The organism is Affinirhizobium helianthi (assembly GCF_042680945.1).
GTDB classification, from domain to species: domain Bacteria; phylum Pseudomonadota; class Alphaproteobacteria; order Rhizobiales; family Rhizobiaceae; genus Neorhizobium; species Neorhizobium helianthi.
In genome coordinates this window covers 158,811-181,518 of record NZ_JBHUEQ010000027.1, presented here as the reverse complement: position 1 = coordinate 181,518, position 22,708 = coordinate 158,811, and the positions used below count along the sequence as shown (strand labels likewise).

Genomic DNA, 22,708 nt, shown 5'->3' with positions numbered 1-22,708 from the left:
ACTCTAAATCTTTGGTTTTATGCGGTTCCTGAAGGAAACCGCCACGCACCTTTCTCAGGTCAATGCTTTAGGCAAATTCGAGCAGTTTGCTCTCGAAGCGGATAACCGTGTCTCCGTTCTGGTTCACACCCTCATTCAATGCGGTGTTGAGCAGAAGCCCCGGTCGTGAGGCAAGTTCGCGACTGTCCAGCAAAGTCACATAATAGGTGATGGTGTCGCCAGCGAAGACGGGGCGCAGCCATTGCAACTTGCTGAAGCCGGGCGAGGGGCCGAGCTTGGGAGGTTGATGGCCTTCCGCGATCAGCCGTCGGCATTCCTTGGCCCAATAGGCAAGGAAGGTTTTCATCCAGCCTGCGCTGGTGTGCCAGCCGGAGGCGCAGAGCGCACCAAACACATAATTCTTGGCCGCCTCCGGATCCATGTGAAAGGGCTGAGGATCGAATTTCGTGGCGAAGCGAACAATGTCTTCCGCGGTAAATTCCAGTGTGCCTGTCTCGACCCGTTGGCCGACGGTATAAAGCTCTGCCATCCTCATGCGGCGCTCTCCTGTTGGGCGCGCATTCGGAACATGATGATCTGTTCGGCGAGGCAGACCGTTTCGCCCTTCTGGTTGTCGATTTCGGTGCGCATGCGCACCAGGCCAATGCCCGGCTTCGAGCGCAGAGGCCGTGAATCCAGGACAATGGCGCGACCGGAAAGCGTATCGCCCGCCAGAACGGGCTTTTTCCAGTCCATGAACTCCACACCGGGGGCTCCCTGGCAGGTGGAATTAAGAATGAAGCTATCGATGATCATGCGCATATGCATTGAGGCGGTATGCCAGCCGGAGGCGGCAAGTCCACCGAGGATGCTGGCCTTGCCCGCTGCCTCGTCCAGATGCATGGGTTGCGGATCGAACTCTGCCGCGAATTCTATGATCTCTTCTGCAGTAACGGTTTTTGGCCCCAGCGAGAACACGCGCTCCGGGGTGAAGTCTTCATAGTGAAGCTTCCCTTCTGTCATTCCCTGTTCCTTCATGCCATCTTTGATTGAAGCGTTTATGCAATGGATTCGTGTCGGGGTCCACGGCATTGCACGGAATCGTCTGGCTTGTCCGTCAGGCCGAGTTGTTCAAATTGCTCCGAGCGAAGGCCTTTACCCTCTCTGTGAGTTGTGCAAGCTGGCGAGAGGCAGCGGCACGGATCTGCCAATAAAGCGGCACGTCCACCGCATGGGCGGGGGACAACTCCACAAGGCGTCCGGTTTCCAGATAGGGCCTGAGGACATATTCCGGGTTCATTCCCCAACCCATGCCCAGCAGGCTGCCATCTATGAAGGCCTGGCTTGAAGGAAGCCAATGGCTGGGCAGGTTCACGCTGCCGCCGGTCACCAGGCGAACCCATGCGTCCTGCAAGTTGTCTTTACGGTTGAAGATGAGGGCGGGAGCGTTGGACAGCGTGTGCGCGTCAGGGCCTTGCGGAAACCATTGCCGGACGAAATCGGGGGAAGCGACGGCGCGATAACGCATATGGCCAAGCGGAAAGCTGCGATACCCCTGAACTGGCTCGGCGTTGGCGGTGACGGCCGCCAGGGCGCGCCCCGTTCTGAGCAGTTCAGCCGTATGATCCTGATCGTCCACCAGAAGATCGAACAGATAGGATGTCTGGCGGCTGAACTCGCTCACGGCAGGCAGGAACCAGGTTGCGAGACTATCCGCGTTGACGGCGATGGGCAGAGTGATGCGGCTGTGGCTAGCGCCTGTGAGAGGTAGAGCTGGCAGTTCGCGCGAAAGCTCCCCTTCCAGCAGCATGACATCCTCAACGTGGCGGCAGATTCTCTGCCCTTCAAGGCTGGCTGTGCAGGGCTGGCCACGGATAATCAGGATCGTGCCCAGCCGCTCCTCCAGAGCCTTGATCCGCTGCGAGACTGCCGAGGGCGTGACGCCCAGGAGGCGTGCCGCCTTCTCAAAGCTTCCTTCTCGCACCACGAACGCCACAGCCTGAAGTGCCGCGTAATCCAGCATACACATTAGTCTCACTAAGTTTGGATTATCAACATTAACTGGACTTATCCAAAGATGCAATCTACCGGATGCTCATCATCGCGCAAAAGGGCAGATTATGATATCGGCAGCCTACACCACCGGCTTCAGCATTGGTTTCAGCCTCATTCTGGCTATTGGAGCGCAGAATGCCTTCGTGTTGCGCCAGGGGTTGCGCAAAGAGCATGTGGCGGCTGTCGTGCTGACCTGCGCGGCATCGGATGCCCTGCTGATCTTCTTCGGTGTCAGCAGTTTTCGCCAGGTGCTTGCTCTGGCTCCGTGGGTCGATCCGCTGTTGCGCTATGGCGGTGCGATCTTCCTCGGCTGGTATGGAACGCGCAGTCTCCTGTCGGCCATGCGTCACAGCAACGGTATGCTGGTTGCAGAGGGGGCGGGACTTCCGCTGGTGAAGGTCATGGGAACCTGCCTTGCCTTCACTTGGCTCAACCCACACGTCTATCTGGATACGGTCGTTCTGGTCGGCACGATTTCAACGCGCTTTCCCGGCGAGGAACTCATCTTTGCCGCTGGCGCCAGCACGGCATCCTTCGTCTTTTTCTTGTCTCTCGGCTATGGCGCCAGATTGCTGCGGCCAATCTTTGCCAAGCCGCAGGCGTGGAGGGTGCTTGAGCTGGTGATCGGCATCATCATGTGGAGCATCGCGATCAGCCTGTTGTTCAGGCTGTGAGCATGAAAAAGCCGCCGCTGCAGGGCAGGGCGGCTCGATCACGGAAAGGCTTCAGCGTTTAGGTGTTGAAGCGGAAGTGGATGACGTCGCCATCCTGAACGACATATTCCTTGCCTTCGTCCCGCGCCTTGCCAGCTTCCTTGGCTGCGGTTTCACCACCCAGATTGACATAATCATCATAGGCGATGGTGGCCGCACGGATAAAGCCGCGTTCGAAATCCGAGTGGATTACGCCAGCAGCCTGTGGCGCCTTGGTGCCGCGAACGATGGTCCAGGCGCGCGTTTCCTTAGGGCCGACCGTGAAATAGGTGATGAGGTCGAGCAGCTGATAGCCTGCACGGATAAGGCGGTCGAGACCGGCTTCCTCAAGGCCAAGCGCGGAGAGAAATTCGCGCGCTTCTTCTTCTGGCAGCTGGGCAACTTCCGCTTCAATGGCTGCGGAAATGATGACGCATTCCGCGCCCTGTTCCTTTGCCATGGCGGCAACGGCCTTGGTATGTTCATTGCCTGTTGCTGCATCGCCTTCCGCGACGTTGCAGACATAGAGAACGGGATGCGAGGTCAGGAGGTTCAACCCCTTGAGGATCGCAATTTCGTCCGTCCCGAGCGTCTTCAGCAGCAGACGGGCCGGCTTGCCCTCGTTCAGTAGCTTGATGACCGCTTCCATGACCGGAAGCTGGGCAACCGATTCCTTGTCCTTGCCGGTGGCGCGCTTGCGGGTCTGTTCAACGCGGCGCTCCAGGCTTTCCAGATCGGCCAGCATCAGTTCAGTCTCGATGGTTTCAGCATCGCCGACCGGATTGATGCGTCCTTCGACATGCGTAATGTCATCGTCTTCGAAGCAGCGAAGAACGTGAACGACGGCATCGACTTCGCGAATATTGGCCAGGAACTTGTTGCCGAGGCCCTCGCCCTTGGAAGCGCCGCGCACCAGACCGGCAATATCCACGAAGGAAATGCGGGTGGGGATGATTTCCTTTGAACCGGCAATGGAAGCCAGTTTCTGCATGCGTGCGTCCGGCACGGCCACTTCGCCGGTATTCGGCTCGATGGTGCAGAATGGATAATTGGCCGCCTGTGCCGCAGCAGTCTTGGTCAGCGCGTTGAAGAGGGTTGACTTGCCAACGTTAGGCAGGCCGACGATGCCGCATTTGAAGCCCATAAGGGTTCACCCGTCCTTAAAGTTCGATTTTGTTTCGGCTATGGGGGAAACGGGCGAATGGGTCAAGGGCGAGGCGCCAAATCCGCGCAATCACTTGCCGGAAAAGGCTCTATCCTCTATTGTATTCCTATCGGGTTCTGCCCGTCACACTCCCTTGATCTTCGAGATTGATCGTGCCGGTGGCATCGCACGGAGACATGGCATGAGCGAAAATACGACAATCAAGCCGATCGTGAAGTCCAAGCCCAAGGTGGAACGGCCCCGGCTTTACAAGGTGCTATTGCACAACGACGACTATACCCCGCGCGAATTTGTGGTTCTGGTGCTGAAGGTTGTCTTTCGCATGGGTGCCGATGCCAGCCAGCGGGTGATGATGACAGCCCATCGCATGGGGTCCTGCGTCGTTGTGGTCTGCACCAAGGACGTGGCGGAAACCAAAGTGAAGGAGGCGATGGATCTGGCGAAAGATGCAGAGTTTCCGCTGATGTTCACGGCCGAGCCGGAGGAGTAATCAACCTACTCCTTGCCGCCAAACATCTTTTTCAGCATGTCCGCCATGGGGCCGGAGGTGGGAATGGCAGGTTTACCGGATGAGCGTGCCTGACGGATATGGGATTGTGCGCCAGCGGGCTTTGCCGGTTTTGGCGCTTTCTCCGGCTTGTCTGCGGATTTATCTCCGGTTGCCAAGGCAATCTTGTTCATGAACTGCGAATCTTCGCCCTTCACCAGCATGTCCGCATTGGCGGCGATGGCATCCAGTAGAGGCTCGAGCCAGGCGGAATCTGCCTTGGCAAAATCACCCAGGACATGGTTATGCACCAGTTCCTTCGCGCCGGGATGACCGATGCCGAGCCGCAGGCGACGATACTCCTTGCCGCAATGGGCATCCAGCGATTTGACGCCGTTATGCCCACCGTGTCCGCCGCCCGTCTTGATGCGGGCCTTGCCAGCGGGCAAATCCAGCTCATCGTAGATGGCCACAACATTCTGCGGTCCGAGCTTGTAGAAGCGCATGGCTTCTCCCACAGCCTCACCGGAAAGGTTCATGAAGGTCTGCGGTTTCATCAGCAGAACTTTCTCGCCAGCCAGTTCGCCTTCGGAGATTTCAGCCTTGAATTTTTTCGACCATGGGCCAAAGCCGGACAGTCGTTGAAGGGCATCCACCGCCATAAAGCCGATGTTGTGGCGGTTGCCGGAGTATTTACTGCCGGGATTGCCCAAACCTGCGATGATGATCATGCCCGTAAATCCTTCACTCAACCCTGCTTTCCCACCCTGAATGGGCTGCCAAGTCAAGTGGCATGCGCTGAAAGGGCAGGCCGTTTTCCCGTCTCAAGGCTGTTCAGCGGGCGGGTTTCAGGCCGTATTTCTGAAAGATTGCATCCCTTATGCCAGATCCGCGCATTGTATCGAGTGTCGCCTGCATGCGTGCGATCAGTTGCGGCGAAATACGACGGTTGCAGGCGATGCCAAGTTGTTCATCTGCCAGGGGCAGCACCTTTTTCAAGCGGGCGCCTTCATCGACCAGCTTGTTGAACACGGTTTCGAACATGGGCATGAGGTCAACCCGTCCCGCCAGTAGCTTATTGAGTGATAGCTCAAATGTGTTGCTGACATCAATCCGGCTGAAGCCGTGCTTCTTCAGAAGGCGTTCGGTAAAATCGCCGCGCTGGGTTGCCACCGTATAGTCCAGAGCCTGCTTCAACGTGCGGAAATCGACATTCAGATCCTCCCGCGCCACGAGGAAGTTCTCCTCGGTGAGGATGGGAGAAATCCAATGGAAGCGCTGTTCCCGGTCGACTGTCCGCGCAGCAGGAAAGACACAGTGATTTGCCTGAGTTTCCGCCAAAGCGATTGCTCTCGCCCAGGGCATGAGTTCAATTCTGTAGTTTGTACCCGTGTTCAGGTCGCGCATGATCCTGCGCACGATCTCGACACCAGCGCCATCTGCGCGGCCGTCTGCAGTCGTATAGCTATAAGGCGGATAGCGCTCCGTGGCAAAGACGAGGCCGGATGCCCAGGTTGCGGTGGGCAGTAGAGCCAGAATGCATGCAAATAGAAACGGTCTCACGCCTCCCACTCCTTTTGGTCCGGGCGCTTCATCTTCATGCAATGCGTATCTCTGCAGGCTTGCGGCTGGTTGTCATTTCCCGGATCAGGTCGGGGACGAAGCGAGGCTTGGAGAAGAGATAGCCTTGAGCGCAATCGACCCCCAGGGATTGAAGGAGTTTGAATTGTTCGGTTGTTTCCACGCCTTCGGCAATCACCGTGCAGTTCATTTTATGCGCAATCGCGTTGATGCTCTCCATAAGCATCCGGTTTTTCTGTGCCACGATTGCCTGATCGGTGCCGATGGAGCGAACGAAGGATTGGTCGATCTTGATGATGTCCACGGGCACACGGCTGAGATAGCTGAGCGAGGAATAGCCGGTGCCGAAATCGTCCAGCGCGATCCGGCATCCGAATTCGTGGATCTGATCCAGTATCTTTCGAACTTCCGGATTGTCGTGCAGCAGAACGGCCTCGGTGATTTCCACAACCAGCTGGCTCGGACGAATGCCGAAACGGCTTGCCTGTGAAGCAATGCGGATCGGCAGGCCCGGTTCGAACTGCAATGGAGAGAAATTCACCGCCACATAGGCATTCTGCATTCCCGGCAGTTTGCTGATGCTGGCGAGGTTCTTCAGTGCGTCATCCAGGATCTGATTTCCGATCAGACCTATGGTGCCGGTTTCTTCCGCAACGGCGATGAAGTTGGCGGGCGCAAGCAGGCCCTTCTTGCCGTGGCGCAGCCGCATCAAGGCTTCGTATCCCCGCGTCTCCTGCGTTTCGACATCCACGATTGGCTGGAAATGCGCTTCGAACCAGCTGTTCTCCAGCGCTTCCGAAATGTCTTTTTCAATCTCCGCTCTTTGGCGCGTGCGGTCGGAGATGGCGTCGTCATAAACGCTCGCGCCGTTCTTTCCATCCCGCTTTCTGGCATACATGGCCATGTCGGAGCGTTGCAGCAACTGGGCGGCGCTGGATGCATGGCGCGGATAGCTGGCAAGGCCGATGCTGGCGCTGAGGCGCACATTCGAACCTTCCACTTCAAACGCGGCCTCAAAGACATTGACGATCTTCTCGCAGATCGCCCCAGCCCGTTCTTCTGCCTGGGCACCCGTGATGAGCAGGGCAAACTCGTCGCCGCCAAGCCGCGATGCGCAATCCTCCTGAGCGATCAGCGGTCCGATCCGCTCAACGAATTGTCGCAGCACAGTGTCGCCCGCAGCATGCCCCAGGGTATCGTTGATGGCCTTGAAACGGTCGAGGTCGATGAAGAGGCAGGCGACCTGGGTTTTCTCTTTATCGGCCTGTGCGATCTTCTGGTCCAGAACAGCCTCGAAGCCCTGCCTGTTCAGCAGGCCCGTCAGGTGATCGGTAATGGCTTGCTGGTGGTTGCGCAGTTCCGATTGCTTCAGCTCGGTTACATCCGTCATGACGCTGAGCGAGGTCGGCAACTCAGCCGAAGAGGTTTTCAGCAGCGTTTCCATGATCAGAACGTCGATAATGCGCCCATTCGCACATTCGAACCGTACGGTCACTCCCCGCGCCGCGCCTTCATATCCCGACTGCGCCTTGCGGTTCAGATAGAGGGGGCGGTCTTCTTCCACGATCAGTTCAACAAAGGGGCGACCAAGCACCGTGCGGCGGCTATATCCGGTGGCAAGAAGCCAATAGTCGCTCACCGCCCATATCAGATCGTCGCTATCCAGCGAAAACAGCATGGCGGGGGTAAGGTTGTAGATCTCGCTCGTTTGCTGGTGGGCGCGCTTCAACTCCCGCTCTTCGCGGTCCAGCTGGGTCTGCATTTCGTTGAAGCTTTTGGCCAGCCGTCCGATTTCGTCGTTTGAATGCCAGTTGACGTGATGGCGTGATCCGAGGCGGCGTGTGGCTTCCACCGCTGCCGTGAGACGAAGAAGCGGGCGAATGACCATCAAACGGTTGCCGACAATTGCGGCGGTGAAGACGACGAAAATAGCAACGGCAAAAATGGAAATCAGCGTGATTTCCATTCTGTTCAGGGCGGCAAACAGCCCCACCTTGCTGTAGTGCAGGGTCAAGGTGCCGATTGTCTGGATACCATCGGGGCCGCGATAGACGATCGGCCGGGTCAATCTTTCGAGGTTCTCGCCACTTTCGCGCAGATTGCTCTCGGTAACGTCGAACTTGCCGAGCGTATCGGTCACGCGCACGACGCGGATCGCACTTTCGGTCACCATGCTTTCTGTGACCTGGCGAATGCTTTCGATATCGAGGTCCCAGAGGGGTTTTGACAGAGCCTGCGAGTTGGCGCCGATCAGCACCTGCATATGGTCATGCAGGCTTTCCGCCGCCTGACGGGAGGAGAGGGCCAGAAACAGCGTGAACAGCGGAACGACCACGATGAGGAGGGCGCCGGATATGATTGCTATGAAACGACTTTCAACAGACCGTGTCACTGCATCCCCCGTATGCCGCCAGCAGAACCGGGATCACCCTTCCGCCTTTGCGAAAGGTCACATGGATTAATTAATCCAGTCCTAATGTAATCCGATTCAATTGAAGTGTCTTTTGTTGTCTTAAGCGCGTTGAGCGCAAATTGAAGTCGTCTGGACAGGTTTTGATAAAAGGCGATTAAATAAGTGTAAAAGAAAACCCGCCCTGGATGCCAGGGCGGGCCTTAATTTCAGCGATGGACGCAAAAGCTTATTCGGAAGCTTCCGTTGCGTCGCCTGCGGCTTCTTCAACTCCAGCAGCCGGAGCAACGATGGAAGCGATGGTGAAATCGCGATCGGTGATCGTCGGCTCAGCGCCCTTCGGCAGCTTCACGTTGGAGATGTGAATGGAATCGCCAACCTGCAGGCCACTCAGGTCTACAGTCAGGAATTCCGGAATGTCGTTTGCCGGGCAAGCCAGTTCAACGTGGTGACGAACAACGTTCAGAACGCCACCGAGCTTGATGGCAGACTTTTCTTCGTTGATGAAGTGCACCGGAACTTCAACCGTAACGCGGCTGTCTGCGGAAACGCGCAGGAAGTCGACATGCATGGTGAAGTCGCGAACCGGATCCAGCTGGTAATCCTTCGGGAGAACCGAGATCTTCTGGCCGTTCAGGTCAATCGTGGCGACGGTGGTCATGAAACCGCCGGCATGAATGCGCTTGGTCACTTCGTTGGTGGACAAAGCGATAGAGATCGGGGCCTGCTTGTCACCATAGATGACGGCAGGAATCAAACCGTTGCGGCGAAGTTCACGGGAGGACCCCTTACCAACCCGTTCGCGCGCCTCGGCCTTGAGCTCGTAAGATGCGTGGCTCATGGCATTTCCTTTCGAGGTTATTTGGAGAACCCGCCTGCGACATCAGCCAATGGCGGATTTGAAGGGCACCGTCCGATACGCTTCATCCGCGTTGCCTCCAAGGGTGTCTGCGCGGACGAGGGCGCTATAGCGCATCGCCATCTGCAAGGCAAGCTATAGCGAGGCCCCAGCCACACAAGCGAATACGCATGAAAAAACCTCGCCGCGCATGGACGCGGCGAGGTTTCATTCTCTTCGTCAGCGCTGTATCAGTCAAACAGGCTGGAGACGGATTCTTCCAGTGCCGTGCGGTTGATTGCCTCGCCGAGCAGGCTTGCGGTGGTAACCACGCGGATATTCGGTGCGGATTGAACAGCGGTCGTGGGCTGGATCGAATCCGTGATCACCAGTTCGCGCAGCTTGGAAGAGCTGACACGAGCGACAGCGCCGCCGGACAGAACGCCGTGTGTGATATAAGCCGTCACGCTGGTTGCGCCGTTCTTCAACAGAGCTTCGGCCGCGTTGCAAAGCGTGCCACCGGAATCGACGATGTCATCGATGAGCAGACAATCCTTGCCGGTGACATCGCCAATCACGTTCATGACTTCGGATTCACCGGCGCGCTCGCGGCGTTTGTCAACGATGGCAAGCTGGCAGTCGAGCCGCTTGGCCAGGGAGCGCGCGCGTACAACGCCGCCGACATCCGGGGAGACGACCATGACGTTCTTCAGGTCGTAGTGATCTTTTACATCCCGTGCGAGGATCGGCACGGCATAGAGATTGTCGGTCGGGATATCGAAAAAGCCCTGGATCTGCCCTGCGTGAAGATCAAGGGTCAGCACACGGTCAGCACCGGCTTCGGTGATGAGGTTTGCCACGAGCTTCGCAGAGATCGGCGTGCGCGGACCGGCCTTGCGGTCCTGGCGGGCATAGCCGAAGTAGGGGATGACTGCCGTGATGCGCCGCGCCGAAGAGCGCCGGAATGCATCGATCATGATCAGCAGTTCCATCAGGTGGTCGTTCGCCGGGAACGAGGTGGATTGAACCACAAAGACATCTTCGCCGCGAACATTTTCCTGGATCTCTACAAAGATTTCCTGGTCCGCAAAGCGTCTTACGCTGGCTCTTCCGAGGGGTACATTAAGGTAGGAACAGATCGCGTCGGCCAGATGCCGGTTCGAATTGCCTGCGAAAACCTTCATTTGGGTCCGCCTATTTTGACGCTGGATGCGGGCCTTTTACCGACGCTAGTCTCGAATGCAATAGAGTTCCGCCCTGAGGGCCTGATTTTTCTGAAAGCTGTCTTCGTGGTGGTAAATATGCCTCAACTGAAGGTCATCCTGTTTTTCGGTTTCGCCACTCAAGATAGTCGGAAATCGTCTTCTGGCCAATGGTCTGCATCAATTCGGCCGGAACGGAGGCCCATGGGTCGCCACCGCGCGCAGGTGTGGATAACTGTCCCTGAATCCGGTTGAGGCGGCTTCCGGCCGGATCGAGCACATCCCAGACATAGACCACAGTGACCTTGGAGCCGTCTTCAAAGGCAGAAAGATAGCCCTTCAGAATGTGCGAGGCAGACACGTCGGTGGAGGATCTGATCGTCAGGCCGCCAGCCCGCGCGGAATTTCCGAGTTGGCGCGAAAGCGGCGTGACGGCTTCCACAGGTGCGCCGATGATGGGAAGAAAACGTATCGTATCGTTTCCGGAAACCGTTGCGGTCTCCACCGGCTGTTGTGCCGGGGTTGGCTGAGCGGCTGGCTGGCTTGCGGGTGGTGGTGAAAGGGGAGCGCTTGCGATGGGCGCATCGCGACCGGAGAGGGCTCTGTTTTGCGCCTCCATCCGGTTTTGTGCGCCGGTTCTGGCTGGCTGCGGTGGCGGAGGATAATAGGCGCGTCGGTTGAAGCTGCCGCCATCACTGCGGGCCAATTGCTGTGCTTCCTGCTGGGAGACGGGTGAGGAGGGGAAAAGCCCGCCACCCACATCCACCTTCGGCGTCAGTGCATCCGATGTATTGCAGGCAGAGAGACACAGGGCGGCCAGAGGTGCCCACAGCTGCATCTGGCATCTGTTCATGCTTTTCCCTCCGCCACTTCCACGCGAAGAGTAGGAGGCTGGCACTGCCTGTGTCAATGCGGAACAGCTTGCTCCACTACCTGACGATCAGATCCAGCGGATGACGCGAAAGGTTGCGCGGTGCAGCTTCGGTGGTCAGATAGGTCTGTCCCAGCGTCATCGCCGCACCGGAATCGCTGTCCATGATGATCATGTGGACGAAGAGCGACATATCGGGGAGGATTTCCTGCTCATTGCCCGCGTGGAACATCTGATGCTCCATCCAGGAGGGGGAGAACCGGGCACCCAGGGAATAGCCGCAGGCATTCAGACGGTGGCGCGTCAGCCCGCGTTCATCGATAATGCGGGCATGGGTGTCGAAGACGGTGCCAAAACGACTGCCCGGCTTCAGAACTTCCTCAATGGCGAGAAGTGTTTCGCGGCAGGCATTGTAAAGTTCCTGATGACGGGCCGAGACTTCGCCGATCAGCACCGTGCGCATCATGGCCGCATGATAATGCGCTGAGACACCGGCCCATTCCAGCGTCAGCTGATCCTGGGCGGCCAGCTTGCGCCGCCCCGCCTTGTAGCGACAAAGCAGGGCATCGGCGCCGGATCCGATGATGAATTCATTGGCGGGATAATCGCCGCCGCCGGCAAGGACAGCGCCCTGCATGGCGGCCAGTATGTCCGCTTCATCGGCTCCAGCGCGCGTCAGGTCCAGGGCGGCATCCAGCGCATCATCCGCCAATTCTGCGGCACGAACCACATGGGCGATTTCTGCCGGGCTTTTGCGAAGGCGCAAACGGCTGACGATGTAGGACGCATCGACCAGCGAGCCGAAGGAGGAGAGCTGGCTATCGAGAAGCCTTGCCACGTGCCCTGTCATGCCGTGGGTGTCATATTCGACGCCAATCGTCGCGCCGAGCAGATCCATATCGCTGAGCAGGTTTTTCAGATCCAGGGTCGGGTCCGCTTTCACTCTATCGACCCAGATGACGATGTTGTCGACGGTGGACGTATGCCGTGCCTGACGCAGGTCGGCAGACCGTGTCAGCAGCGCCAGAGTGCCATCGGCCTTCACCACCATGCACTGAAAGAAGCAATAGCCGAAGGTATCGTATCCGGTCAGCCAGTACATGCTTTCCTGCGCAAACAGCAGCATGGCGTCCAGCTTCTCCGCTTTCATGGCGTCCATCAGCCGTGCAAGACGATCAGCATACTCGCTTCGTTCGAAATGAAGGGCCATGTCATGTCTCCCGAATTGCGATGGCTGATATCTGTCGTCCGTAATCTGGCTCACCTGCATGCGTAGTGCGACGGTAGGAGAAAAACCTTGCGGCATCGGGATAGGTGTCGATGGCCAGGTTTTCCGCACGAATGCCGGCATCGATGAGGCGTCTGGTGGTCAGCGAGGGCAGATCGAACATGAAATGCTGCGGCTTTTCGGAGGGGGTGAAATAGCGCGCATAATCGCTGGATTCGCTGAGGAAGCGTGCCTGGAATTCCGGCCCGACCTCATAGCTTGCCGGTCCGATGGAGGGGCCAAGTGCCGCAACAATGTGATCTACCCGGGCGCCCAGGGAAACCATGGCCGCAATGGTATTTTCTGCGACACCATAGAGTGCACCCTTCCAGCCCGCATGGGCCGCGCCGATCACGCCGGCTTGCGGATCTGCAAACAGGATCGGCCCGCAATCGGCCGCCAGGACGCCAAGCACGAGCCCTGGCGTGGCTGTGACCATGGCATCTGCCTGCGGTCTTTCGCCAGCAAAGGTCTCATCCATGACAACAACCGTGGGGGAGTGGATCTGGTGAACCGTCGCCAGTCTTTCCAGCGGCTGATCGAACCAGGCTGCAACGCGTCTGCGATTTTCGCTCACATGGTCCCGGTCGTCATTTGAGCCAAGCCCGACATTCAGTCCGGCGTAAATGCCCTGCGAAACGCCGCCTTGCCGCGTGAAGAAACCGTGCTTGATGCGTTGGCCGCCCGCAGTGGCCAGCAGGGGGCTTTCGATTGGCGTCGGCAAAACGTTCTGCATGGAAATCCGCTATCTGAATCGGGAGGATCTGCGCCGCAACCCTCCGGTGCCGCGTGTTTCAGCCATCAGGCAGGAATGGACATCCATCTTCCGCCAAGGCCCTGTTGACCACGAATGTGGACCGGCCAATGGCGGCCTGTCAACCGTTCTGCGGTCAGGGTATTGGCCTAAACGGAGCAAGTGTCACTTTTGGCGAGGATACCGCCATGACCTTGAACAGCTCGCCCATCTTGCCTTCGCCAGCGCCTGCCAGACGGTCAGCCGCCAATGCTATGGCCCGCTGTTCCGCCTCCGCCTTGCCATTGGCAAGCGCCTGGGCACGTTGGGACAGACCGAGCCCATAAAGGAAATCGCCCTGATGCAGGCAGCCATTGATCTGCACACCGGATGCACGTGCCACGCGGGCGAGATCTTCAAAATCCACGTGGCTTGTCAGGTCGGCCTCGCCGGGATGGGCCAGCGGCGGATCATATTCATGGTGCAGAACGGCCTGTAGGGTGTCGCCAAAGCCGGTGACCATGTGGCCATAATCGATGATCAGCGCGGTGCCGCCAGATTGGCGAAGGCGCTCGCACAGTGCCTGCATCACGGCCTGCCGTGCTGGTGCGATCTCGTAGACCGTACCCTCCGGTTCGCCGCCGCTGTTGATTGGCAAAAGCGTGGGGTCAATGGTTGCCACGCCGATCCCGAAGGCGAGTTCGTCATTGGCGTCCAGTCCGACGAGGCGTTCGCGGAAACCCTTCGGGGTCTTGACGAACTGGCGGATGGGAATGGCGTCGAACAGCTCGTTGGCGGCAATAAGGGTGAAGCCGTGCGGGACTTCGTCGAAGCCGCGATGCCAGCTCACCTTTGCGGAAAAGGCCTCCAGCGTTACTCTTTGAACGCCGCGCAGTCGATCGCTGGTTTCCACCAGATGCACGCTCAGTGCTTCGAACAGTTCAGGCGCGATGCGGCGGATGACGCGGATCATATCCAGCATCATCGTGCCACGGCCGGGACCGATTTCCACCAGATGGACGGGCGTGGGGCTGCCATGCTGCTGCCAGGCGTGCACAAGAAACACGCCAACCATTTCGCCAAACAACTGGCTGATTTCGGGCGCGGTGACAAAATCTCCGGCCTGGCCGAAGGGCTCGCGGGTCCGGTAATAGCCATGCTCCGGATCCGCGAGGCACAGGGCAAAATAGTCCGTCACACTCAGCGGACCGTTCATTCGGATGAGGTTCTTGATCTTATCTGCAAGCGGCGTGGTCACGGATTTACCTCGTCCTCGCGTCAGGGTTTCGCTGCGGCTGCGCGAGCTCTTGCAATGGCCCACACGCCAATCAGGAACATCGGGATGGAAAGCAGCATGCCCATGGTGAGCCAGCCGAAGGCCAGGTAGCCCAGTTGAGCATCCGGCTCGCGGAAGAATTCCACGAAGATGCGGGAAAGCGCATAGCCGCAGACGAATGCGCCGGAAACAACGCCCGGCTGTCTCAGGGCCTTCATGTAATGCGTCATGATGCGCAGCACCAGAAACAGCACGAGTCCTTCGAGAGCTGCCTCATAGAGCTGGCTGGGGTGGCGGGCAAAGGGGCCGCCGGTGGGGAAGACCATGGCCCAGGGCACGTCTGTTACCCGGCCCCACAACTCGCCGTTCACGAAGTTGGCGATACGGCCGAAGAACAGGCCGAAGGGTGCGACGGCTGCCACCGTATCGAACAGGCTCCACACCGGAATGCCGTTGCGGCGCGCGAAAATGATCATCGCAAGGGTTGTGCCGATCAAGCCGCCATGGAAGGACATGCCGCCATTCCAGATCTGGATGGCGCGGATGGGGTTTTCGACGATCGCGCCGAAATCGTAGAAGAGGATGTAGCCGATACGACCGCCGAGAACTATGCCGGCCGCGACCCAGACGAGGAAATCGTCCAGCTTCATTGGCGACATTGGCGATTGCCCGCCCGGCCAAAGCTGCGCCTGCGCCACCATGCGCTTGGCATAGAACCAGCCCAGCATGATGCCGGCGACATAGGCGATGCCATACCAGTGCACCGACAGGGGCCCGATTGAAAAGGCAATCGGATCGATTGCCGGATATGGCAGGATGGCGAGGAGACCAGGTGCTGAATACAAAGTTGAATTTACCTCGGCCGGGAGTCCTATTTCTGGGGCGGAAGATGACTTTCCGTCTCTGCACGGTCAAGGCGAATCTCGTCAAACCTATGGTCATCCTCAGGGAAATGCAGGAATCTCTGATTTGCCAAGGCAAAATTCTTGCAAGCGGCGCGGCCAGCGCCTACCTCCTTTTGAGGAATGCAACGGATCGCCATCTTGTCCGGCGAACGAATTTGGAGAGCAAGCCATGACCACCGGCACGAACCGCATACTGGATGAATTCGCTCGCCTGATGACCGATGCGGCGGGTGCGGCGCAAAATGTGCGCAAGGAAGCCGAAACCGCTGTTCATGCGCAAATGGAACGCTTCCTCAATTCACTGGATGTGGTGAAGCGGGAGGAATTCGAGGCCGTGCGCGAAATGGCCATCAAGGCCCGCGACGAGAACGATGCGCTGAAGGCGCGTCTCGACGCACTGGAAGCAAAGCTGGCATCCCAGCAGGGCTGATCGCTCAAAATCATCGGAATCCCGAAAAGGCGCACCTCAATCAACCGGGGATGCGCCTTTTTAGTGGTTGACGCAGGGTTTGAACCTTAACCGCCGTTAACTTATTTCGTGCCTGTGGACACATCGGAAAAATGCAGGCGCCAGAGTCGGTTAATGCGAGTCGCTTAAGCCCTGCGGGAGATCGAAATCTGAGTCGTCCCCGCAAAATTGAGGGGAGGGGCTGGTGCTGTGAATCTGTGCCTATACACTGATTTTAAATGATGATTCGAAACGGCGCTCGCAAGGTTCAGACAGGGCAGCGAGCCTACCTTCAGAGCGCTGCGGGGATCATCGAGAGAGTGTGTTTCCGGTTTATTGTTTGCGTCGGTTGGTGCGTAACCCTGCACAGATCTCGCTTTCATTCCGGTTAAGAAGGTGCCGCATGAGCCTAGTAGAATTGCAGACGGAACGTCATTCAAACCCGGTCGACATGATCGAGTTCGTTGCCGCCTCGAATGACTGGACTTTCGAGCGGTCTGGCGAGGATGAAATCGCCATGACGGTGGAAGGTCATTGGACCGATTACCACGTCTCCTTTTCCTGGATGGAGGAGTTCGAAGCTCTGCATCTGGCCTGCGCCTTCGATCTGAAGGTGCCGGAGGTGAGGGCGAACGAAGTGATCCGGCTCCTGTCGCAAATCAATGGTCAGGTTCTCATGGGCCATTTCGACCTGTGGCGTCAGGAGGATGTGGTTATCTTCCGGCAGTCTCTTCTTCTGTCAGGCGGAGCCGAGCCGACGAACCAGCAGGTGGAAGTGCTGTTGTCCAACGCCCTGGAAACCTGCGAGACTTATTATCAGGCTTTCCAGTTCGTGGTGTGGTCCGGCCTTGATGCCAAATCCGCCATGGAAGCCGTGCTGTTCGAAACTGTTGGAGAGTGCTGATGGCTGTGGGTGCCGATCGTCCCGTCGTTCTGGTTGGTGCGGGCAATATGGGCGGCGCCATGCTGTTGGGCTGGCTGAAGAGTGGCCTTGCGGCCCAATCCATTCTGGTCATCGATCCGCAGCCCTCCGATGCAACGAAGGCGAGATTGGCTGAGGCGGGCGTGCGGCATGTGTCCGAAGCACCGGCCGGCTTGCGTGCGGGTATCCTGTTTCTGGCGGTCAAGCCGCAGGTGATGGATAAGGTTCTGTCACCGCTTCGATCCCTGATCGATGAGGAAAGTGTCGTGGTTTCGGTCGCGGCGGGCAAAACCCTGCGTTTCATGGAAAGCCATCTCGGTGAGGCTGGCATGGTTCGGGCCATGCCCAACACTCCTGCAATGGTGGGACGTGGTGTGACCGGCGCTTTTGCCAATGCGCGAGTTTCCGAAGCGCAGCGCCAGATCGTGACAGATCTCCTGAAAGTCAGCGGCCCGGTAGAGTGGGTGGCGACGGAGGCGGATATCGATTCCGTCACGGCTGTTTCCGGCAGTGGTCCGGCCTATGTGTTCTATCTGGTGGAGTGCATGGCGGAAGCGGGGCGCAAGCTTGGCCTGCCTGCCGATCTTGCCATGCGGCTTGCGCGGGAAACGGTTGCCGGTGCGGGCGAATTGTTGCACCAGTCCAGTGAAGATGCGGCGAAGCTTCGCCAGAATGTCACCTCTCCGGGGGGCACCACTGCGGCGGCTTTGTCCGTGCTTATGGCCGAAGATGCCATGCAGCCGCTCTTTGACAGGGCAATTGCTGCCGCGCGCCAACGCGCAGAGGAACTGGGAAGCTGAACCTGATGGCAGAGATCAGCTGGGACGATTTCGAAAAGGTCGATATCCGCGTCGGTACGATTGTCGAGGTGGAAGAATTTCCGGAAGCGCGCAAGCCTGCCTACAAGCTGCGGATTGATTTTGGTCCCGAGATCGGGATCAAGCGGTCCTCGGCGCAAATCACCGTCCATTATACGCCTGAAACGCTGCTCGGCAGGCAGGTTCTGGGCGTGGTGAATTTCCCGCCGCGTCAGATCGGGCCAGTGCGTTCCGAAGTGCTGACACTGGGATTTGCCGATGAGAACGGAGCCATTGTGCTGGCCAGCGTTGAGCGCGGCGTGCCAAACGGGCAAAAGATGATGTAAACCTCGTGACCGCGTGCCCTGTTTATTCAGGCAGGCACGCGCACGACGGCACGCAATCCTCCCATAGGACTATCGGTCAGCGTGACATTCCCGCCGTGGCCTCTTGCGATGTCACGGGCGATGGCAAGGCCGAGGCCGGTGCCGGAGGCATTGAGATTGCGCGCCTCATCCAGCCGATAGAAGGGCTTGAACACATCCTCTCTGGATTTTTCGGGAATTCCCGGTCCATCGTCGTCGAAGGTCAGCGTCAACCAGCGGGCACTGTGGCGTGCATCAATGGTCAATGTGTTGGCATAGCGCTGGGCGTTTGAAGCAAGATTGCCGACAAGGCGCATGAAGGCATTGGGCCTGACCGAGAGAAGATCTTCGCCTTCGATCCGGTAGCTCATCTGCTTTCCGTGAAGACTGAAATCGGCTTTGATTTTTTCCAGAAGCTCGCTGAGGCGCAGTTCGCCGAAATCCTCTTCGGCCTCACCGCGTGCGAAGGTTAGGTAGCCTTCCAGCATGCTCTGCATGTCCTCAACGTCTTCGCTCATCCCCTGAAGGTCAGGGTTATTGCCAGCCAGGGCCAGTTGCAGCTTGAAGCGGGTGAGGATGGTGCGAAGATCGTGACTGATGCCTGCCAGCATCGCTGTGCGTTGTTCGATCTGCCGTTCGATACGTTCTCGCATCTGGATGAATGCAATGCCTGCACGGCGAATTTCATCCGCTCCGCGAGGGGTGAAATCCGCATCGCCGCCGCGTTGGCCCTTGCCGAAACTCTCTGCCGCATCGGCAAGCGCCAGGATCGGGCGGATCTGCCCGCGCAGGAAGAGGACGGAAATGGCGATCAGAAGCAGCGAAGTGCCGAACATCCACACGAGGAAGATGTGGGTGTTGGAGGCATAGGTCTGGTTGCGGATGGCGAAAACGCGCAGCACCTTGTTGTCCAATAGAATGCGGATCTCCACCAATCGGCTGTCACCGACCGTATCGATCCAATAGGGCAGGCGGATTTGCCGGTTGATCTGATCCGCCAATATATCGTCCAGAATAGAGAAGAAGGGCTTCGATCTCGGCGGCGGCAATTGCGCATCCGGCAGCACCGAAATGTTCAGCGAAAGCTGGTCGCGTGCAATGCGGGTGATCTGGCTGTAATCCCCGTCGGCAGGAGGATAGGTGCGGATAACCTCGATGATGGCGGCTATGTCACGGGTGACGGCTTCCGAAAGCCGCTCGGTGACATTGCGCCAGTGACGCTCCATGAAGACGGCGGATACGACAGTCTGCAACAGCAGCATCGGAATGATGACGATCAGGACCGAGCGGGTGTAGAGGCCGGTTGGCATACGCCGTTTCAGCCATCGCGCCAGGATTGCCCAGCCGGGAGGCCGGGACTTGTGAATGTTCTTGGGTATTCTACCGCGCAGGCGTTGCGCTGTTTGTGCAGCCTTTGCCGCAGCGTCTCTGATGCTATCCCAATGGCGGGTGAGAGGTGAGCGCGCCTTAGTCAATGCTCAACCGATAGCCAATGCCGCGCACGGTCTGAAGATAAACGGGATTGGCTGGATCCTCCTCGATCTTGCGGCGCAGGCGATTGATCTGCACGTCGATTGTCCGTTCGCCCACTTCTGCATCATCTCCAATCAGCTCATGCCGCGGAATTGTATCGCCAGCGCGCAAGGCGAAGAGAAGCATGATCTCCTGCTCGCGGTCCGTCAGGCGGATCGTTTCCGCAGCCTTGCGCAATTCCTTGCGCGCAATGGAGAATGTGAAGGGGCCGAACATCACCTGATCGATCTTCGGCGTATCGGCATTGGCATTGCGCCGCAGGATGTTGTTGATGCGCAGAACCAGTTCGCGTGGATCGAAGGGCTTTGGCAGATAGTCGTCTGCGCCAGCCTCCAGGCCCTCGATCCGGGATTCGGCTTCGGCACGCGCTGTCAGCAAAATGATGGGGATCGACCGTTTTTCGCGCAGGGCCTGCGTGAGAGAAAGGCCGGTTTCACCGGGCATCATCACATCCAGAATGATCAGATCGAAATCCAGACCCTCCAACTTGCGCCGTGCCTCGGCTGCATCGCCTGCCACGGTTACGCGAAAGCCCTGTTCCATCAGGTAGCGGTGCAGGAGCGCGCGAATGCGCGTGTCATCATCCACCACAAGCAGGTGGGCAGCATCATCGGAAAGGGACACAGTACCATTACCCATTTCAATCGACCTCGGTTTCGACCGCTTCCAATCCTTCTTCGCGTCCGCGCATGGCCTTCAGGAAGGAAACTACCCCCTCTCTCTGGTCCGGGGTCAGTTCTTCCATTGCCTTCGATATGCGGCGGGACTGCGGCTGCGAGAGTGCCAGAGCAAGTTCGCGCCCGGCGAGCGTGGGGTAAAGCCTGCGCTGGCGACGATCCTTGGCCCCTGCCATCTGGCGAATATAGCCGCTATCGATCAATTGCTTGAGAACGCGTGCAAGGCTCTGCTTGGTAATCTGTAGTGTTTCGAGAAGATCCGTCACCATCATGCCGGGCTGGCGGCAGACGAAATAGACGACACGGTGATGCGCGCGGCCCATGCCGATCTTCGACAATATTGCATCCGGGTCGGATACGAAATCGCGATACGCAAAGAAGAAGAGTTCAATGGTGGCGAAATCGATCTCCGCTTCATCCACCGCAGGCATGGGTGGGTGCGCCTTGGGGGCTGTTTTGCCAGACGAGACCGGTGGCACCTGTCGTGATCCTCTCATGCAATCATCTGCGAGGCGCGCCTTCAACATGTGGCGCGGCGCAAAGCAACCGCTTCGCTCACCTTCTGATAAAGCGCGAAGCTTCAGAACAATCAACCGGATTGTGTGCCGCAAGCAGGGTCCATCCCCATTCAAGAGCAATGCTGTGTCGAAATAATACAACCACTTGGCGCGCTGTGGGCAAATTGCAACACCCGGGTGGCGGGCTGCTGTGACAACAGGAACCTTTGCTGGCAAGGCATCGTTACGGGGATCAAGAAAAGGAGAAAAATCATGACCATCATCACAAGCGATTTCGGTCACGAGACCGAGGGCAATCGGCGCATAGGTTCAACCGCTCATCCTTTGCGAGCCGTCATGATTACGGTGTTTGCAGCCAAGCTTGCCGTGGCCGCCGTACTGATTGGCTTTGCGGCCTTCGCTCCAACCGTATCGGCTGAAACCAGCTATTTTGTAAGCCGCTGATCTTTTTGATGCAGCCCTGTCGCATCCCCGCTATATCCTGAACCAGCCTATTTGCTAACAAGGATATTTTCATGGGGCAGTTGCAGGCCGGGATTGTTCCCGTTACTCCATTTCAACAAAATTGCACGATCCTGTTTGATGCAGATACGAAGGATGCGGTCGTTGTCGATCCGGGTGGCGATGTTGCGCGCATTGCCGAGGTTGTAGCGGAACAGGGCCTTACGGTTCGCGAAATCTGGATTACTCACGGGCATATCGATCATGCTGGTGGTGCCGACGAATTGCGCGAAAAGCTCGGTGTGCCGGTCATTGGTCCGCACAAGGATGATGCCTTCCTGCTCGATCAGCTGGAAAGCCGCGGTGCTGCATTCGGCTACCAGATTCCGGCGCGTCGGCTTGTGCCGGATCGCTGGTTGGAAGAGGGAGATGTGGTGACGCTGGGCGAGCATACGTTCGAGATTTTCCACTGCCCCGGCCATGCACCTGGCCATGTCATCTACGTCAATCGTGCGATGAATTTCGCGATCCTGGGCGACGTGCTGTTCAACGGATCCATAGGACGCACCGATCTGCCCGGCGGCAATCATGAGCAATTGCTTGCCTCAATCCGGGACAAGGTGCTGCCGCTGGGGGATGACGTCGGTTTTCTGTGCGGGCATGGTCCGGGAAGCCGGGTCGGCGACGAGCGGCGCACAAATCCGTTTCTTCAAGGCATTTGATGAACGCATGTCCGGTAAAACGGCGCCTGCTGTTTTGCGTCCGGACTGCGTAAGCGCGAAAACCCGTACTGTGTGAACGCGAAAGCAAAGAGCATGTCTGGCAATCTCATATTGACCGGGCATGCACCGGAGCCTCGGAAGATGCTGGGTCTCGTTTCGCCAAGCGGGCTTTGGTCCAGGCAAAAAAAACCCGGCAGTGATGCCGGGCTTCAACTCGAAAAGAAAACCGAAGCGGTTCTCAGCCCGAAATCTGCAGGTTTACTGCCTTCGGGCCCTTGCCGCGACGATCCGGTTCCGTGTCGAAGCTGACTTTCTGGTTTTCAGAGAGACCGGACAGGCCGGAAGCCTGTACAGCGGAGATGTGGACGAAGATATCGGCGCCGCCGTTATCCGGCTTGATAAAACCAAAGCCTTTGTCCGTATTGAAGAATTTTACAGTGCCAGTCTCGGCCATGCATCAGGTCCTTTTTCCTCTGTCCGTGTTCAGCGGCGGACAGCATTACGATAGTGCCCACAAGGGGCTTTGGCGGCAGGCATTTCGAAGTTGGAGGAAAGTGGCCTGTATTACCGCGTGAGAAGAGGAATAGGTGTTGAACAACCTGTCCCACATCTCCCGCCCGGAAGTTTTGGCGCTTCCGAAACGCTTCATTATAGCTCTTCCCATGCTCGTAACTGCCCGAACGGCGACAGAGTGCTGTGTTTATCGTCCGTTGGCAAGAAAAACTTTTCCGCAACCTATTCACTGTGGTTGAACTAATGTGTCTCAACCCGGAAATGCGGGGTTTTTGGCCTCAACCTGAGGGAGAATTATGTTGTTGTTTACT

26 protein-coding genes are annotated in these 22,708 nt (G+C 58.0%); 8 read left to right on the top strand and 18 right to left on the bottom strand.

The features are described from left to right. Positions 1-67 precede the first annotated feature (67 nt). The 3 genes from ACFSE1_RS16635 to ACFSE1_RS16625 form a co-directional block, all read right to left on the bottom strand. On the bottom strand, positions 68-535 hold the full coding sequence (locus tag ACFSE1_RS16635) for a MaoC family dehydratase (RefSeq protein ID WP_377403741.1): 468 nt from the start codon (positions 533-535) through the stop codon (positions 68-70). Continuing rightward, entirely contained in the window at positions 532-1,002 is a 471-nt protein-coding gene (locus tag ACFSE1_RS16630; RefSeq protein WP_377403738.1) for a MaoC family dehydratase, read from the bottom strand. Before ACFSE1_RS16630 ends, ACFSE1_RS16635 begins: the two co-directional genes overlap by 4 nt. A gap of 94 nt (positions 1,003-1,096) precedes the next feature. Then, complete coding sequence (locus ACFSE1_RS16625; RefSeq protein ID WP_377403735.1) at positions 1,097-2,002, bottom strand: LysR family transcriptional regulator ArgP; 906 nt, start codon at positions 2,000-2,002, stop codon at positions 1,097-1,099. Positions 2,003-2,099: 97 nt separating this feature from the next. Here ACFSE1_RS16625 and ACFSE1_RS16620 point away from each other — a divergent pair, with 97 nt between their 5' ends. After that, positions 2,100-2,708, top strand: coding sequence for a LysE/ArgO family amino acid transporter (locus tag ACFSE1_RS16620; RefSeq protein ID WP_377403732.1), 609 nt, complete (start codon positions 2,100-2,102; stop codon positions 2,706-2,708). 58 nt (positions 2,709-2,766) lie between these two features. Here the strand turns inward: ACFSE1_RS16620 and ychF are convergent, their stop codons facing one another. After that, entirely contained in the window at positions 2,767-3,870 is a 1,104-nt protein-coding gene (gene ychF / locus ACFSE1_RS16615; RefSeq protein WP_377403729.1) for a redox-regulated ATPase YchF, read from the bottom strand. Positions 3,871-4,072: 202 nt separating this feature from the next. Here ychF and clpS point away from each other — a divergent pair, with 202 nt between their 5' ends. After that, complete coding sequence (gene clpS, locus ACFSE1_RS16610; protein WP_377403726.1) at positions 4,073-4,381, top strand: ATP-dependent Clp protease adapter ClpS; 309 nt, start codon at positions 4,073-4,075, stop codon at positions 4,379-4,381. A 5-nt stretch (positions 4,382-4,386) separates the two neighbouring features. Here clpS and pth read toward each other — a convergent pair whose 3' ends face one another. The 10 genes from pth to lgt form a co-directional block, all read right to left on the bottom strand. Then, the gene (gene pth, locus ACFSE1_RS16605; RefSeq protein WP_377403723.1) at positions 4,387-5,109 is read right to left on the bottom strand and encodes an aminoacyl-tRNA hydrolase; all 723 of its coding nucleotides are present in this window, start codon (positions 5,107-5,109) and stop codon (positions 4,387-4,389) included. A gap of 103 nt (positions 5,110-5,212) precedes the next feature. After that, on the bottom strand, positions 5,213-5,941 hold the full coding sequence (locus ACFSE1_RS16600; RefSeq protein WP_377403720.1) for a substrate-binding periplasmic protein: 729 nt from the start codon (positions 5,939-5,941) through the stop codon (positions 5,213-5,215). A 34-nt stretch (positions 5,942-5,975) separates the two neighbouring features. Beyond that, a complete protein-coding gene (locus ACFSE1_RS16595) occupies positions 5,976-8,351 on the bottom strand; it encodes a putative bifunctional diguanylate cyclase/phosphodiesterase (RefSeq protein WP_377403716.1) in 2,376 nt (791 codons plus the stop codon). Between the two features lie 247 nt (positions 8,352-8,598). Further along, positions 8,599-9,210, bottom strand: a complete 612-nt coding sequence (locus tag ACFSE1_RS16590) for a 50S ribosomal protein L25/general stress protein Ctc (RefSeq protein WP_377403713.1) — start codon at positions 9,208-9,210, stop codon at positions 8,599-8,601. Between the two features lie 248 nt (positions 9,211-9,458). Continuing rightward, a complete protein-coding gene (locus tag ACFSE1_RS16585) occupies positions 9,459-10,391 on the bottom strand; it encodes a ribose-phosphate pyrophosphokinase (RefSeq protein WP_377403710.1) in 933 nt (310 codons plus the stop codon). 133 nt (positions 10,392-10,524) lie between these two features. Beyond that, on the bottom strand, positions 10,525-11,262 hold the full coding sequence (locus ACFSE1_RS16580; protein ID WP_377403707.1) for a hypothetical protein: 738 nt from the start codon (positions 11,260-11,262) through the stop codon (positions 10,525-10,527). A gap of 76 nt (positions 11,263-11,338) precedes the next feature. Then, complete coding sequence (locus ACFSE1_RS16575; protein WP_377403704.1) at positions 11,339-12,490, bottom strand: M24 family metallopeptidase; 1,152 nt, start codon at positions 12,488-12,490, stop codon at positions 11,339-11,341. A gap of 1 nt (position 12,491) precedes the next feature. After that, positions 12,492-13,283, bottom strand: coding sequence for a peptidoglycan editing factor PgeF (pgeF, locus tag ACFSE1_RS16570; protein WP_377403701.1), 792 nt, complete (start codon positions 13,281-13,283; stop codon positions 12,492-12,494). 154 nt (positions 13,284-13,437) lie between these two features. Next, positions 13,438-14,538, bottom strand: a complete 1,101-nt coding sequence (locus tag ACFSE1_RS16565) for a class I SAM-dependent methyltransferase (protein ID WP_377403698.1) — start codon at positions 14,536-14,538, stop codon at positions 13,438-13,440. A 20-nt stretch (positions 14,539-14,558) separates the two neighbouring features. Continuing rightward, entirely contained in the window at positions 14,559-15,401 is an 843-nt protein-coding gene (gene lgt, locus ACFSE1_RS16560) for a prolipoprotein diacylglyceryl transferase (RefSeq protein ID WP_377403695.1), read from the bottom strand. Positions 15,402-15,630: 229 nt separating this feature from the next. Between lgt and ACFSE1_RS16555 the strand changes: the two genes are divergently transcribed. The 4 genes from ACFSE1_RS16555 to ACFSE1_RS16540 all read left to right on the top strand — a co-directional run bounded on the left by ACFSE1_RS16555 (position 15,631) and on the right by ACFSE1_RS16540 (position 17,975). Further along, entirely contained in the window at positions 15,631-15,891 is a 261-nt protein-coding gene (locus ACFSE1_RS16555) for an accessory factor UbiK family protein (protein ID WP_377403692.1), read from the top strand. Positions 15,892-16,312: 421 nt separating this feature from the next. After that, a complete protein-coding gene (locus ACFSE1_RS16550; protein WP_377403689.1) occupies positions 16,313-16,813 on the top strand; it encodes a type III secretion system chaperone family protein in 501 nt (166 codons plus the stop codon). Continuing rightward, the gene (gene proC, locus ACFSE1_RS16545; RefSeq protein WP_377403687.1) at positions 16,813-17,631 is read left to right on the top strand and encodes a pyrroline-5-carboxylate reductase; all 819 of its coding nucleotides are present in this window, start codon (positions 16,813-16,815) and stop codon (positions 17,629-17,631) included. Before ACFSE1_RS16550 ends, proC begins: the two co-directional genes overlap by 1 nt. Before the next feature lie 2 nt (positions 17,632-17,633). Continuing rightward, positions 17,634-17,975, top strand: a complete 342-nt coding sequence (locus ACFSE1_RS16540) for a tRNA-binding protein (RefSeq protein WP_377403759.1) — start codon at positions 17,634-17,636, stop codon at positions 17,973-17,975. Between the two features lie 26 nt (positions 17,976-18,001). Here the strand turns inward: ACFSE1_RS16540 and ACFSE1_RS16535 are convergent, their stop codons facing one another. The 3 genes from ACFSE1_RS16535 to ACFSE1_RS16525 form a co-directional block, all read right to left on the bottom strand. After that, positions 18,002-19,303, bottom strand: a complete 1,302-nt coding sequence (locus ACFSE1_RS16535) for an ATP-binding protein (RefSeq protein ID WP_377403684.1) — start codon at positions 19,301-19,303, stop codon at positions 18,002-18,004. Positions 19,304-19,460: 157 nt separating this feature from the next. Then, complete coding sequence (locus tag ACFSE1_RS16530) at positions 19,461-20,165, bottom strand: response regulator (RefSeq protein ID WP_377403681.1); 705 nt, start codon at positions 20,163-20,165, stop codon at positions 19,461-19,463. A 1-nt stretch (position 20,166) separates the two neighbouring features. Next, positions 20,167-20,700 (bottom strand): MarR family winged helix-turn-helix transcriptional regulator, encoded by a 534-nt coding sequence (locus ACFSE1_RS16525; protein WP_377403678.1) that lies wholly within the window; start codon positions 20,698-20,700, stop codon positions 20,167-20,169. Between the two features lie 273 nt (positions 20,701-20,973). Between ACFSE1_RS16525 and ACFSE1_RS16520 the strand changes: the two genes are divergently transcribed. Further along, the gene (locus tag ACFSE1_RS16520; protein ID WP_377403675.1) at positions 20,974-21,165 is read left to right on the top strand and encodes a hypothetical protein; all 192 of its coding nucleotides are present in this window, start codon (positions 20,974-20,976) and stop codon (positions 21,163-21,165) included. A 71-nt stretch (positions 21,166-21,236) separates the two neighbouring features. Beyond that, positions 21,237-21,884, top strand: coding sequence for an MBL fold metallo-hydrolase (locus ACFSE1_RS16515; RefSeq protein ID WP_377403672.1), 648 nt, complete (start codon positions 21,237-21,239; stop codon positions 21,882-21,884). A 238-nt stretch (positions 21,885-22,122) separates the two neighbouring features. On the opposite strand, the gene ACFSE1_RS16510 is transcribed toward ACFSE1_RS16515, so the two are convergent. Next, positions 22,123-22,338 (bottom strand): cold-shock protein, encoded by a 216-nt coding sequence (locus tag ACFSE1_RS16510; protein WP_046633016.1) that lies wholly within the window; start codon positions 22,336-22,338, stop codon positions 22,123-22,125. Positions 22,339-22,708: the final 370 nt, after the last annotated feature.